The organism is Vibrio pectenicida, assembly GCA_024347015.1.
In the GTDB taxonomy this organism is placed as follows: Bacteria; Pseudomonadota; Gammaproteobacteria; order Enterobacterales; family Vibrionaceae; genus Vibrio; species Vibrio pectenicida.
The window spans coordinates 1,165,437-1,180,156 of record AP024890.1 but is presented as its reverse complement, the minus strand read 5'-3'; the positions used below and the strand labels follow the sequence as shown (position 1 = coordinate 1,180,156).

Below are 14,720 nucleotides of genomic sequence, written 5' to 3'. Positions count from 1 at the left end.
TTTTACACACATACAGGGTATGAGTATATTTAAAGCCGAGTTATATGTCTATCGGTCAAGAAACAAGAGAGTATTTAGTGTTCTAACATCCACATTCTGGCTGAGCGTGCAGGTATGACGAAATCATAATATTGAGACGTTATACTTATAGAGTCTGAACTCAGAGCATCTTTATAAGGCACATACCAATTGAATTCATGCTGAAATGTATCGACAGTAATGGATTGTGGAGACAGACATTTGTTGATCCCTACTACCCCTTCTTTACCACGTTTAAATAATATGGTGCAGTGGTTACTGTTGATCATTGTCATAGGCTGTCCTTGCATGAGGTTGTGGAATTGAAGCATATTTATCATGGTTGGGCTCTTCCAAACGTTTGCCCAACGTCCATTGTCTTTATCTTCGTTGTCAGAAAGGTCATCACTGTATATCAAAGGGCTACCTCCATCTCTTCCCAGAATGTATGCATAAGCAAGTTCTTCATCCACAGGATCCATGATTTGATGTCGGAATACGTCATTAGTAGGAATATCATGAGTAATGGCGAACGTAATAGCCCTAGAGCTTTCCAAAGCCTGTCCATAAGCATGCGGGTCATGTAATAGGTTTAAGCCGTTAGAAAGTGAAAAAGCTTTTCTAATCGAAGCAAATAAAGGGAAGTCATAGGCTGAATGTGAAGTACTATTGAGATAGGGAGCTAAAAAGGCTTCATAGTCGTGTTTACCTTTACCACCACTAGTGATTATTTCTCCGAATATATGCATATCTTGTATGATTGCATTGGTGAAGATTTGGTCAATTTGATATTGACTCATGTGCTTTACTGCATCGATGCGAAAACCACGTATTCCCATTTTTTTGAGTGCTCGTAGATAGTTCTTATGTTGGGATACTACCCAGTTATTTGGATCGAGATCTGGTAATCCGGTGTCACCTTCAGAACCACATAGACGCCAATATTGGACATGAGCTGGGTCGTTCCAGTCGCTAATACAGCCTGCTGTGTGGAAGTCTTGTTCTGAGAATATATTCTGACTTAGTTCACCAAAAAGTGTTTGGTTAGCATAATAGTTATGTTGCTGGGAATAAAGATTGAGCATTTCATAACCTGGATAGTTGAGATCATCTCGTTTGGATGATTCATTTGCCATATGGTTGAGCACAACATCAGCGTAGACGGCAACCTTATGTGAATTAAGTGAGGCTATCATGGCTTCAAGATCCTGTTTATTGCCCAAAGGCGAATCAATGACTCTTATATCTTGTGGCTGATAGCGTGCCCACCATTGAGAACCACTTGATTTTAGTGGTGGGGCAATGAGAACACTTTTGTAGCCATAATCTGCAATTTGACGGGCATTATTACGTATATCTGTATATGTCCAATTGAAAGCATGAAGAATAGCGTCAGCGTAGCATAAAGGAGATAGAATAATGGCAGTCATTACACTCACCATGGACAGCACTTTTTTCATAACTCTGATCCTATAACTTGGTTTCGCCATTGATGATATTTTTGCAATTAACTAATCACAGACACAAACAACTAAGACTTGATTCTAATCACATTATGTAGGGGTCAGACGAAAGAAAGTGTGTATCAGATGGAGTTTTAAGTTAATTCGTTTTGAGAGTAGGGCCGATAGTTTTGAAGTTTGAAGTTTGAAGTTTGAAGTTTGAAGCTGAGGTGTTGTTCGTTCTAATGGGCTTAAGCGTACATTGAGCCTTGGCATCACTCAAGGTACGCTTCGATTGCTAAGTTAGTAAAAAATGAACAACTCTTGTGTGTCAAACAGTTTAAAAAACTCGAACCCTTTCATAGCCAACTCTCCTTGTTTACCCATTTTTGATGGATAGATTGTTATTTGATATGAATTTAGTTTCTTAATGAGTGTTACTTTATTAAATCTAGTTTAAAAATGTGAGATTGCCAAAACAAAAGGGAATGTATTTTATTAAGTTAGTCCTCATGGCCATAAGCATGACCATGAGGTACTCCTCATTTATTGATTGAGGTCGAAACGGTCAGCATTCATGACTTTTGTCCACGCTTTGACAAAGTCTTGGACAAACTTTTCTTTGTTGTCATTTTGTGCATATACCTCTGCGTAGGCCCGTAATATCGAGTTAGAACCAAAGACTAAGTCGACTCTGGTTGCTGTCCACTTTTCGTTGCCACTTTTTCGCTCGATAATTGAATATGAATTACGACCTGTTGGTACCCAGGCGTAGCGCATATCTGTTAGATTAATGAAAAAATCATTACTTAATGCGCCTATGGTGTCAGTGAAAATTCCATGCTGTGTATTTGAATGATTAGTACCTAGTACACGCATGCCACCTATTAACACTGTCATTTCCGGAGCAGTTAAACCCAGTAATTGCGCGTGATTTAACATGAGTTCTTCAGGACCTACCGCATAATGCTGTTGTTGCCAGTTACGAAACCCATCAGCTATAGGTTCTAAAACATTAAATGATTCAACATCCGTTTGATCTAATGTTGCATCTCCGCGACCTGATGAGAATGGTACCACAATGTTTATGCCTGCGGCTTTTGCTGCTTGTTCGATTCCTACACTTCCAGCCAACACAATCGCGTCGGAAATGCTCATATTGAATTCATCTGCGATATTTTCAAGTACGGATAATACTCTCGATAATCTTTCGGGCTCGTTGCCTTGCCACTGATTTTGTGGTGCGAGTCGTATTCGAGCTCCATTTGCACCACCACGTTTATCAGAGTTTCGAAATGTGCGTGCGCTATCCCAAGCAGTGGAGACCATATCACCAATACTTAAACCACTGCTGGCAATTTTAGTTTTGACCGCATCAAGGTTATAGTTAGTGTTCCCTTTTGGCACCGGATCTTGCCATAGCAAATCTTCAGCTGGTACATCTGGACCAAAGTAGCGTGATTTAGGCCCCATATCGCGGTGAGTCAGTTTGAACCATGCTCTGGCGAAGGTTTTTGAAAAGTATGCCTGATCTTTATGAAAGCGTTCTGAGATTTTGTGATACTCCGGATCAATTCGAAGAGCCATGTCAGCATCGGTCATGATTGGGTTCACCCGAATACTAGGATCTTCTACATCGACAGGTTTATCTTGCTCATCAATCTCAACAGGTTCCCACTGCCATGCTCCTGCTGGACTCTTTTTCAAGTCCCAGTCTTCTTCAAGCAAAAGACGGAAAAATCCGTTGTCCCACTGAGTTGGATTTGTTGTCCATGCACCTTCAAGGCCACTTGTCATAGTGTCTCGGCCTATGCCTCTTGAGCTATTATTATTCCAACCTAACCCTTGTTCCTCAAATTCAGCCCGTTCTGGTTCTGGTCCTATATTTGACTCACTGCCATTACCATGAGCTTTACCAACTGTGTGGCCACCGGCGGTGAGTGCAACGGTTTCCTCATCATTCATCCCCATGCGCTCAAATGTTGCTCGCATATCTTGCGCAGTTTTTAACGGATTAGGTTTACCGTCCACACCCTCCGGATTGACATAGATAAGCCCCATCATTACGGCAGCGAGAGGGTTTTCTAAGTCTCGTTCCCCAGTATAGCGACTGTTTTCGGAACCGCTGGGTGCCAGCCATTGCTGTTCTGCACCCCAATAAATGTCTTTCTCTGGGTGCCAGATATCTTCTCGGCCAAAAGCAAAGCCAAAGGTTTTAAGCCCCATGGACTCGTAGGCCATATTACCAGCTAAGATCATAAGATCTGCCCAACTTAGTTTGTTGCCATATTTTTGCTTGATTGGCCATAGCAGACGTCGTGCTTTATCCAAATTTGCATTGTCGGGCCAAGAATTAAGAGGAGCAAACCGTTGGTTTCCCGTATCAGCACCACCTCTACCATCACCTATACGGTATGTACCAGCCGAGTGCCAAGCCATACGGATCATTAAGCCCCCATAATGGCCCCAATCCGCTGGCCACCAAGCTTGGTTCTCGGTCATAAGTGCCTTTAAATCATTTTTCAGTGATTGGACATCAAGTGTTTTTAGTTGTTCATGATAGCTAAAATCAGCATCCATAGGATTGGTTTTTTGATCATGCTGGTGAAGAATATCGAGATTAAGTGTCTTGGGCCACCAAGCCACATTTGATGAATCAGAAGAAGTTGCGCCGCCGTGCATAACAGGACATTGAGCACCTGATTTTGTTTTTTTTTGTTCCATGAATCGCTCCTTAGTGTCCTGCCTTATCGTAGGCCAGTTAGTATGGCTAAGACTCAGACATCCAGATAATTTATGTTCTACTTGTCGCTTTAATATCGCGTACCTAGAAAAGAGCATAGTTGGCATGGGCAGGTATAGAAAACAGTTTATGGCTATATTATTAATAGATGTTTGCTATCTTGATGCTAAAAGAACAGCTTAGGCTTCAACATATCGCTGCTTAACGATTGCTTTGGCCACTTTGAAGCTGATGGCATGGGTTTGTAAAGAGAATATTTGAAGCTTCGAATGGAATTATTTGTTGCTCGGGGTAAAAAAATCAGGCGATATTCTCTGTGAATATTACTATTAACGTTAGGGAAGATAAAAAATCACTGACTTGTCAGCATTTTTTCCATTGTTTTTTACCAAAATCCTACACGTTTAGGTGTTCAGGAGGAGTCTGGATGACAAAGGTACGAGTTTTTATACTCTTGTTCGCGTTACTTGCAATTAAACCTGCAGCAGCGGAACCGATAGAGCTAGTGACTCTGGAATACCCTCCTTATATTGAAACACGAAATGGTCAAGTGTCCGGTGTTGCTGTGCTGTTGGTCAGTTATATCTTTCATCAACTTGAAACACCCGTCAATATTACCGTATTGCCTTGGGCACGAGCACTGGCTTTGGTTCAACGAGGTAAAGCTGATGGGATTTTTACTGCTTTCAAAAATGCTGAAAGAGAGAAGTTCGCGGATTATAGCAAAAACGTACTTTTTGTTCAGAATATTAGTTTAATGGCGCTACGTGGCAGCGGTTATCGACCTGAGGAAATTCTGCTAGGTGATGTGTCTGATATCGCTCTTTGTGTCGTAAACGGTGTCAGTTACGGTAAGCGAATGGATATGAAGATTGCCCAAGGAGGTTTTCGGGCGGTTTTTCAGAGAAATAGTGCTGAAGAATGTGCTGACTTAATTCGCGCTAAACGGGCAGATATATGGGTCAATAATGAATTTGGAGCAAGGAATATCTTGGTACAAAAAAGTTTAGATAAAGCCATCGAAATATTATCTCCGGCTATTGAAGCAACTCCGAGCTACATAGCTTTTTCAAAAAAGCGCGATCGTAAAGCACTTTTGAATCGTTTTGATAAAGTACTTGCAGACATGAGACAAGATGGACGCTATGAGACAATCATATACGGCTACTTTGAGAGTATGAGAATCAAATGTGAATCTACTTTCGAGTGAAAATAGATAAGATGCTATCTAAACAGCAGCTTATCTCATTAACTCAAATCTAATCATGAATAAGTCATCATCGTTGGGATAAATATCGCGAATCAGTTTTTTCAGTTTCGGTAATGGAAGATGTTCCTGTTCTGCGTGATATTGATTGATTTCGTCAAAGTGAAGAGACTCAATTGAGATAATCTTGATGTCACACTCTTTCTGACCTGTTTCCAAAGTAAACACCTCAACCTCGCTATTCGGTGAATAGTAAGATTCAGACTTGTCACGGATTGTGATGGTCTTTTTACCAGAGGTAATAAGCGGTATTAAAGACTCAAAAAAAGTGATACTAGTTGGTGTCTTCATTGATTATCCTCACTTTTACGCTTGTTTTTGGGAACGTAATTGAGAATAGATACTGGAACTGACTTACGTGGTTCAAACCCTTCAATTTCGCGGCGCTCAAGCAAATGCCCTAGACGAGATTCGATCATGCATAAATTTTTAAAATTGTCTTTAGAGACAAACGATATCGCTTCACCCTGTGCATCTGCGCGACCAGTTCGACCGATACGATGAATATATTCATCGGCAGGAAAAGGTAGATCATAATTGATAACGCGAGTGAGCCCTTCAATATCGATACCGCGAGCGCCCACACCAGTGGCAATCATAAACTTAATGTTGCCAGCCTTAAAATCTTCTAAGAGTTTAGAGCGAATGGCTTGGCTTCGGCCACTATGAAAAGCTTCAGCTTCTATCCCTCGTTTTTCGAGCTGTTCAGCGAGTTTGGCGGCACCATGCTTGGTTTCGATAAAGATTAAAGCTTGGTCCCAGTTGTTCTCCTTGATTAAATGGCTGAGAAGAGATGATTTTTTGTCTTTATCGACAGTAATCAGCCATTGCTCAATATTTTTCTTTGACGCTTGTTGGGCGGCAATAGAAATCTCAAATGGGTCATGTACGGCAGTTTTGGCTAAGTCACGCACCTTATGTGAAAGGGTTGCTGAGAACAATAGGCTTTGAATGTCTTTGGGGAGCCGGTTAAGAACTTTATTAATATCTTCTATAAAGCCCATGTCCAGCATGCGATCAGCTTCATCAAGAACCAGTATTTCTACCTCATCAAAATGTACCGCGCGTTTACTATACATATCGAGCAGTCTGCCTGGTGTTGCGACCAAAATGTCCACACCATCAATGAGCGCCTGTTTTTGGCTTTTCTCATCAACGCCACCATACATGGCCAGCGAAGTAAGAGAAAGGTTCTGGCTGTATACTTGGATTTTTTCTTCAATTTGGACAGCAAGTTCGCGAGTAGGCGTTAAGATCAAACCACGAATGCGCTTTTTTCGTTGTGTGCTTTCTTGGCTTAATCTCTCAAGCATTGGAAGAACGAAGCTCGCTGTTTTTCCGGTGCCTGTCTGAGCTGCTGCGATTAGATCTTCGCCTTGCAAAATGGTAGGGATTGCTTTGGTTTGAATATTGGTCGGCTTTTCATAGCCAATTTTTTCTATAGCTTGGGTAATAGGTTGGCTTAAGCCGAGATTCGAGAATGACATCTATACACTCAGTTAGTAAGAGCAGAGTAACACTGCGTTTGGTATCGAGTTTAACATGTTGGAAGTGTTGCGTAGACTGATTATTTGCAGATATGTCACTGTTTTCGCTCATCCATCTGTCATTTGTTAGTTATCTATTCAAATAACTATAGGATAAGTTACGCTATTTTTGAGCAAGCTCACCTTATGTAAAGGTTATCTGGCAGTATTATTATTTTGACTAAATCTAACTGCCAATTAGGCTAGCTTAAAGACCTAAATTTAAGTTACCAATCTCGATAGAATGTGGTTGAAAGGAACACAAATTAATGATTCGCAAAGGCGTACCAGTACTATTAATAAGCTTAACCTTAAATTTTAGCGTTGATGCCATTGAAATGGCTGATACGGTACTAACTAATGCACATGTATATGGGCATCAGACTGCTAATTCAGTAGCAATTACTAGGGGTAGAATTCTTGAAATTGGTACTAGTGGTGAACTACAGCGCTTGATTAATCCGTCGACCCAAATAGTTGATTTGGAAGGTGGGTTTGTTATGCCAGGCTTTATTGATAATCATAACCATATTTTTGAGGCAGCTTCGCAGATAGGTGGTCAATGTGAATTAAGTATGAGTGCGACTTTGGAGCAACAGATACCATATTTAAAAGCTTGTCGTGAGAGTAATGATAACAATAACTGGGTCATCGGTTATGGTTACTCTATTGAATCATTACTGGTTGAGGGCAATAAACGCACGCCTCTTGAAGTGATTGACACCGTATTTCCCAATCAGCCAGCTATCATCATGGAACAGACGTCACACTCAATGTGGGTCAATACCATCGCACTCCAAAAAGCGGGTATTACGATCGATACCCCTGATCCAAAGGGTGGAAAGTACCTTAAAGATAAACAAACAGGCTCACTCAACGGCATTTTACTTGATAACGCTGGAGATATGGTCATGGAGCTGGCTTGGAACAGTATTAAAGGGCAGTTTAACCAAAGCTATGAAGGCCTGATGGCTGGTCTTTACGAAGCTCGAGCCCACGGTATTACGACTATTGGCGATGGCCGGCTTTATTGGAGGAGAGGATGGTATCAGGTATGGAAAGAGGCTGAACGACGAGGCGATATAACGGCTAGAGTGTCGCTTAGACCATGGATTTATCCTGATGAATCAATGAAGAACCAGTTATCGTTTCTGGAAAAAATATGGTCTCCAGATCACACGCGATTATTATGGGTGGATCAAGTCAAAATGTACAGTGATGGGATAATAGTCAATACGACGGCTAAAGTGCTTAATCCTTATCTTCAATCTTATATTCCTACGCACCCAAATGGCATTAATTACATTGGTCCTTTAGCCATGGAGAAATGGTTAGAAGCTTTAGACAACATTGGGTACGGTGCGCATATCCATGCAATTGGAGATGGAGCTATTCGTGAATCCTTGGATGCTATTGCAGTAGTGCGTGAGAAAGGAGGGAAGAAAAATTATACCCTTACGCATGTTGAATTGGTTAACCCGAAAGATATAGAGCGATTTCCCCAATTGGGGGTTACTGCGGACTTTCAAGTGGGTTCGGATTATATTGCTTATCATGACCATCAATGGGCTGAAGCATTTATCGGTGCAAACCGAGCCCGTACAATGATGAATCTCAGAGCTTTTTTTGACTCTGGTGTTAATGTCTCATTAAGCAGTGATTGGAATGTTCATGACATCAACCCTCTAGTGAGTATTGCAAATAGCGTTATTATGGGTAAAACGGGCTTACCTAGTATTGAAGATGCGATAGATAGCTATACGATTAATGCAGCACAAAGCCTTGGGATTGATGACTTCACAGGCTCTATTGAAATTGGCAAGGCAGCCGATTTTGTGGTTCTATCTCAAGATATTAGTCACAGTTCAATACAAGAAATTAAACAAGCACAGGTATGGATGACCATTGTTGATGGCAAGGTTGTCTTTGATTTTAATCAGCAGCATCAGAACTGACTACTGCCAGTTAATCCACTTGGTCATTAAAATATATAGTCTAATTTTTATTCCTATATAAAGAATAAAATCTCAAATGAAATTTTATTTTAATTATTTAATACACTATAAAATAAAACCTTGTCTATTGTGATGATTAATCATAGAAATGAAATACCTTGTAAATAATATAACATTAAGTTAAATTTACCATTTGGTAAATGGCAATAATTTTTTAAGGTAAACTTCAAAGAGAGGCATGTTATAAAAAATGATATGTGATTTATTTGTCAGTAAGTCTGCGGCTGGAAACCCATGTGGTGTCTTCGAGCTTGAGCAATGGTTAAATGAAGATGAATTAGTTAAAATTACTAGAAATTTAAATCAGCCAATTACTGCTTTTGTGGTAAATACACTAGGTGATTATAATATCAGATGGTTTGCACTAGCTGGTGAAATTAATCTATGTGGACATGGTAGCTTGGCAGCCGGTGCTGTTATGCTTAACCGCTACATGTTGACTGAAATCACTTTTAATAGTGTGTATGGGAGAGTAACGATCTCTAAGCAAGGTAGTCCCTATAGCCTTATTTTACCGAGTTGGACTGCGAATTCACCACCAAATTATGAGGAGGCGACTGAACCTTTTTCTATGGCTATAGATGTATTTTCTACTCGTGATTTGGTCGTTGTTCTACCTTCAGTTAAATCAGTAATTGACTATAGTCCAGATCTTGAAGAGATCGCGAAAATGGATAATTATCATGCTTTGATTGTAACTTCGCAAAATGGCGAGAGTGGTTATGTATTAAGGTACTTTGCACCTTCAATCGGTATTGATGAAGACATTGCTACAGGGTCTGCACAATGTTCACTTGCTCCTTATTGGTTTGCTAAGCTTGGTAGAGATAATTTATTTGTAAATCAGCTCTCCCATGCTGGTGGATACTTTGAAGTTGAGAGAATGTCAGATGAATATATTAAAGTATTTGCCCAAGTATCGTTTCGTTGATTTTTACTCCATAATTATTTTCTAAATATTTATTTCTATATGCAAAATAATTATATAACCCCCCTCCATAAATAATCTTAAAAAATTCTGTAATTTATTAGCCTTAAATTTATTGTAATGAATTTAAGTGTGAAAAAATCTACATATATATAAATTATTCGACTGATGAAATAATTATTCTCCACCACTGTTATAAACAAAAATATTAGTATCCATTAATTCTTACCTTAGATGACAATTTTATTTCTAATTTGTTACAAATATATGTAACTCATACCAGTTATAAAGTTTAAATTTTTGTTTATAAAAAGTATCATTTGTAAAATTTAGGGAAAATAATTAATTTAATTGTTAGGTGGCTGCTGACTTTGATAGTCATGATGCAATCACCACCAGGAGATATACTTTGAATAATAAGACTATGCATTCGGTTAATTTTAATCTGAGCGCTCAAAAGGAATTGGAACAATCAGGGAATAAGTTCGACACAAGGGAAATGACGCATAATTTGCCACTCGATTTTATTCGCAAACCACATAGTCAAGATCTTATGGAGCAATACTCAAACCTGCTAGCAGAGCCTATGGTGTTAAGACTAGAGTGTTTATGTGCCGATCTAGATGTGAGTTTATCGACGTTAATACTCTCTATTTTTACTACTCTTATTAGCCGTAACAGCCATGATATGGAGATTTTGATTGCAGCATTAGTGCAGGAGAGAGACTTTTCAAATTCGAAGCTAGAAATCATTCCTACCCAGGTTGATTTTTCTGATAACCCGAATTTTAAACAACTTGTTTTGCAAGTGCGTGATGAACTTGACTCAGGCGGCTCTGAGCCGGTTTCTGAATCGTCATTTCAGATTGGGTTTGAATTTAATACTGAAATAGGTCTTTCTGATCGTCTGGCACTGGATTTGAACCTTTCAGTTAGCCAGTCAGAAAATAGCTTAGACTTCACTTGGCTCTACAATGCTCATCTTTTTACAGAAAAGACGATAGCCTCTTTTTCCGACCAATTTAACGTGATGTTAAAGGGTATAATTGAACAGCCAGAACAATGTACATCAGCTTTACCTCTATTAGATGAAAAGCTCAGCTTGGATATCTTGACCCAATGGAACCAGACCCAAATAGACTTGCCACTTGATGTATGCATACATGCACTATTTGAAAAGCAAGTAGAAAATACTCCAAACAATATAGCAATACGTTTTGAAGATGAAGCACTTACGTATCAGCAACTTAACTTGCATGCTAATCTTTTAGCACATCATCTGATTGAACTTGGGGTGATACCTGAGCAATTAGTTGGGATTTGTTTACCACGTTCAATCAATATGATGATTGCAATATTGGCGGTCAATAAGGCGGGTGGTGCATACGTACCCCTTGATCCAAATTATCCAAGTGAGCGATTGGGCTATATGCTTGAAAATAGCCAATCGCAAGTATTGATAACTGACAAAGAATTGGGCTCTAAGCATAATCTGTCGGTTGCGAAAAATGTACTTGTCGATAGCCCTGAATTTTGGGATCGTCTAGAAAGCACATCAAGCTTTGGGTGTAATCCTGTTGTTGATGGTCTGTCTGCAAACAATCTAGTTTATGCAATCTACACATCAGGTTCGACTGGTAAGCCAAAAGGTGTGATGAATGAGCATACAGGTTTGGTTAATCGGATTTTGTGGGGAAGCAAGGCATATCCAATTTCTGCTGACGATAATGTGTTGCAGAAAACGCCCTTTGGTTTCGATGTTTCAGTGTGGGAATATTATTGGCCTTTGACCACAGGGGCGACTTTGGTCATGGCCCGACCTGACGGCCATAAAGATGTGGATTACCTTTTTGAGGTCATCAATGATGCGCAAATTACGGTGATACATTTTGTCCCTCCCATGCTGGCGAGCTTTATTGCAGACGGGCGTTTTGAGACTCAAGCACCTAGCTTGCGCCTTGTAGCGTGTAGTGGAGAGGCGTTACCCGTAGATGTGCAAAACCGCTTTCTTGCCGGACACCAAGCTCGGTTGCTTAACCTTTATGGCCCAACTGAAGCTTCGATAGAAGTCAGTTATCACTTTTGTACGCCAAATTTTAATGGGCGGTCTGTGCCTATTGGTAAGCCGATAGATAATATCAAACTGCACGTCTTAGATAGTGAATTTAATCCTGTGCCGACGGGGGTCGTTGGAGAACTATATATTACAGGTGTTGGGGTAACGCGAGGTTACTACAATCAAGAGGACTTGACTCAAGAACGATTTCTCGTCAATCCTCATCAACAAGATGATATGGATGCGAGAATGTACCGAACAGGGGATCTCGCTCGTTGGTTGCATGAAGGCGAAATTGAATACCTTGGTCGTATTGACCACCAGGTTAAAATCCGCGGATTTCGTATTGAATTAGGGGAGATCGAAACCTCTATTGGTATGATTGATTCAGTGAGTCAATGTATTGTTGTTGCTCATGAAAATCGGCTAGGTGAGAAACAGCTAGTTGCTTACCTTGTTCCCACATCAATGATGGAAGACCAAATAGCTTGGTTTACGTCCATAACTGAGCAACTTGAAAAAACACTACCTCAACATATGATTCCTACAGCGTGGGTATGCCTTGATGTTGTGCCGCTTACTCCAAATGGTAAGGTCGACAGAAAAGCATTACCTGAACCAGCTATGCCTGTCCAAGCATCATATGTTGCTCCAGAAACGGAGACTGAAAAGTGGTTGGCTGAACTATGGCAGGACTTACTCCAACTTCCAAAGCCTGTTGGTAGAAATGTAAATTTCTTTACTCTTGGTGGTCACTCGTTACTTGCGATGAAGATGCTATCTCTCGTAAAAACAGAGAGGAAGATTAGTATTGGTATCGCTCAAGTTTTCGTTGCAGCCAACTTATGGGAATTTGCTGAGTTAGTTGACCGAGCGGTCGGTACTAAAGTTGAGTTTATACCGCAGCGCAAAGTTACAGATTCAGCGCCTTTGTCTTTTTCTCAGCAACAGATGTGGGTTCTGGATCAACTTCAAGGCAGTGCTCAATACAATATACCTCTTTTATTGAATTTAAAAGGTGACTTAAATTTTGCTGCTTTGACCAATGCAATAACGCAAATCGTTAACCGGCATCAAGTGCTGCGTACTGTGTATCTGCTCGATGATACTGATTTGGCTCAGCAAATTGTTCTCAATTCCATCGAAGAGTTTGAGCTAGAGAAAGTCTGCCTCAAAGGACTAGCAGATATAGATAAAAAAGCGGCTTTAGAAGAAGTGCAAAATGAGGTGATTAATCGTGGCTTCGCCCTTGCCCAAGATCTGATGCTTCGAGCTTGCGTAGTTGAACTTAATGACAATGATTATCAGCTTATAATTGTATTTCATCATATTGCTGTTGATGGTTGGTCACTCAGCGTTTTTGAACAAGATCTACGCCATTTTTATTTGGCAGAACAATTAGTTGAACTAGTACCTTTAGATGAATTGGCGATTCAATATGCCGATTTTGCAACATGGCAACGTGCACAGCAGCAAAGCAACTTGAATGCTCAACTGTTATATTGGAAAAATAGGTTAGTTGGCATACCAGAAATCCACAGTTTACCATTGGATTTTGCAAGACCCACGGAAACTACTTTCGCAGGCGCACGGTATGGTGTCAATATTGATGCTAACAAACTATCTAAATTTAAGGATGTTTGTCAGCAGCAGGATGCCACTCTGTTTATGGGGCTGCAAGCGCTTCTATCTGCATTGCTCAGTCGTTACAGCCAAGAAAAGGACATAGTTCTGGGTACGGTGAGTGCCAATCGTGAGCAAGCAGAATTGTCTGCTATGATAGGCTTTTTCGTTAACACGCTGATTTGTAGAACGGACTTATCAGGTGATCCATCGTTTAATGAGTTGATAGTCCAATGTAAAACAAGGTCTCTAGAGGCGCTGAGCAATCAAGATATGCCTTTTGAGCGTCTTGTTGAAGAGTTAGCTCCCAATCGTTCTCTCAGTCATCATCCACTGTTTCAAATTATGCTGGTGCTACAGAACAATGAGCAGCCTAATTACGATTTGAATGGCTTGACTGTTAGAACTGTGCAACCTAGCAATGTAAAAGCCAAATTTGACTTGACCATTAATGCTGTAGAGTTAGGTGACGAATTGTTACTTGATTGGGAGTACAGTTCGGATCTATTCCTTGCAGAGTCCATTCAACGTCTGGCTTCTCACTTAGTTGCTTTGATTGATGCAGTGATTGTGGACCCAGGATCCAAAGTATTAAGCTGCTCAATGCTTAGCGACAGTGAAATGCAGCTTTTGGCTCAAGACTGGGCAATGGGAGCGAAGCAAGATAGCAAAGCTCCTTGTATACATCATTTTTTTGAACAGCAAGTTGTAGATAATCCACAGGCCATAGCTCTGTCTTATGTTGGCAACTTACGCTCTAGCACTATGACATATGAGCAGCTTAATGCTCGCTCGAATCAGCTAGCATACTTACTGGTTAAGCAGGGGGTTAAGTGTGGAGATATCATCGGTGTTTGTATTGATCGCTCTGAGACTCTATTTGTTTCTTTACTTGCAATATTAAAAGCGGGTGGGGTGTACCTGCCGCTGGATCCGAATTATCCGGTTAAGCGCTTGCAACATATGATCTCAGACAGTCGGTTAAAGATAGTCGTGACCGAGCAAAATGTCTTAAGCTGTCTTGAAGATTCAGAGATTGAACGTTTGGTTCTTGATTCTCCTGAAACGCAGAATGCTTGGTTGCAAGAGCCAACGAAAAATC

At 40.4% G+C, this 14,720-nt stretch carries 8 protein-coding genes (1 of these 8 only partly in view); 4 read left to right on the top strand and 4 right to left on the bottom strand.

From position 1 onward, the window contains the following. Nucleotides 1-74: 74 nt before the first annotated feature. Together OCV27_RS20090 and katG are read right to left on the bottom strand one after the other, a co-directional pair. Complete coding sequence (locus OCV27_RS20090; RefSeq protein ID WP_125322981.1) at nt 75-1,478, bottom strand: alpha-amylase family protein; 1,404 nt, start codon at nt 1,476-1,478, stop codon at nt 75-77. A 528-nt stretch (nt 1,479-2,006) separates the two neighbouring features. Continuing rightward, entirely contained in the window at nt 2,007-4,184 is a 2,178-nt protein-coding gene (katG, locus tag OCV27_RS20085) for a catalase/peroxidase HPI (protein ID WP_125322980.1), read from the bottom strand. A 446-nt stretch (nt 4,185-4,630) separates the two neighbouring features. Between katG and OCV27_RS20080 the strand changes: the two genes are divergently transcribed. Further along, nucleotides 4,631-5,413 carry a substrate-binding periplasmic protein gene (locus OCV27_RS20080; protein ID WP_125322979.1) on the top strand — a complete coding sequence of 261 codons (783 nt, stop codon included), beginning with the start codon at nt 4,631-4,633 and terminating at the stop codon, nt 5,411-5,413. 30 nt (nt 5,414-5,443) lie between these two features. Here the strand turns inward: OCV27_RS20080 and yqfB are convergent, their stop codons facing one another. Both yqfB and OCV27_RS20070 read right to left on the bottom strand, forming a co-directional pair. Then, a complete protein-coding gene (yqfB, locus tag OCV27_RS20075; RefSeq protein ID WP_125322978.1) occupies nt 5,444-5,761 on the bottom strand; it encodes a N(4)-acetylcytidine aminohydrolase in 318 nt (105 codons plus the stop codon). Continuing rightward, nucleotides 5,758-6,957 carry a DEAD/DEAH box helicase gene (locus OCV27_RS20070; RefSeq protein ID WP_125322977.1) on the bottom strand — a complete coding sequence of 400 codons (1,200 nt, stop codon included), beginning with the start codon at nt 6,955-6,957 and terminating at the stop codon, nt 5,758-5,760. The genes yqfB and OCV27_RS20070 overlap by 4 nt, the downstream gene beginning before the upstream one ends. Nucleotides 6,958-7,265: 308 nt before the next feature. Here OCV27_RS20070 and OCV27_RS20065 point away from each other — a divergent pair, with 308 nt between their 5' ends. The 3 genes from OCV27_RS20065 to OCV27_RS20055 form a co-directional block, all read left to right on the top strand. Further along, nucleotides 7,266-8,951 carry an amidohydrolase gene (locus OCV27_RS20065; RefSeq protein ID WP_125322976.1) on the top strand — a complete coding sequence of 562 codons (1,686 nt, stop codon included), beginning with the start codon at nt 7,266-7,268 and terminating at the stop codon, nt 8,949-8,951. A 250-nt stretch (nt 8,952-9,201) separates the two neighbouring features. Continuing rightward, on the top strand, nt 9,202-9,942 hold the full coding sequence (locus tag OCV27_RS20060) for a PhzF family phenazine biosynthesis protein (RefSeq protein ID WP_125323495.1): 741 nt from the start codon (nt 9,202-9,204) through the stop codon (nt 9,940-9,942). Between the two features lie 406 nt (nt 9,943-10,348). Then, on the top strand, nt 10,349-14,720 hold the 5' portion of the coding sequence (locus OCV27_RS20055) for a non-ribosomal peptide synthase/polyketide synthase (RefSeq protein ID WP_125320985.1). It continues 23,357 nt past the right edge of the window; only the first 4,372 of its 27,729 coding nucleotides appear in the window; it begins with the start codon at nt 10,349-10,351; the stop codon falls past the right edge of the window.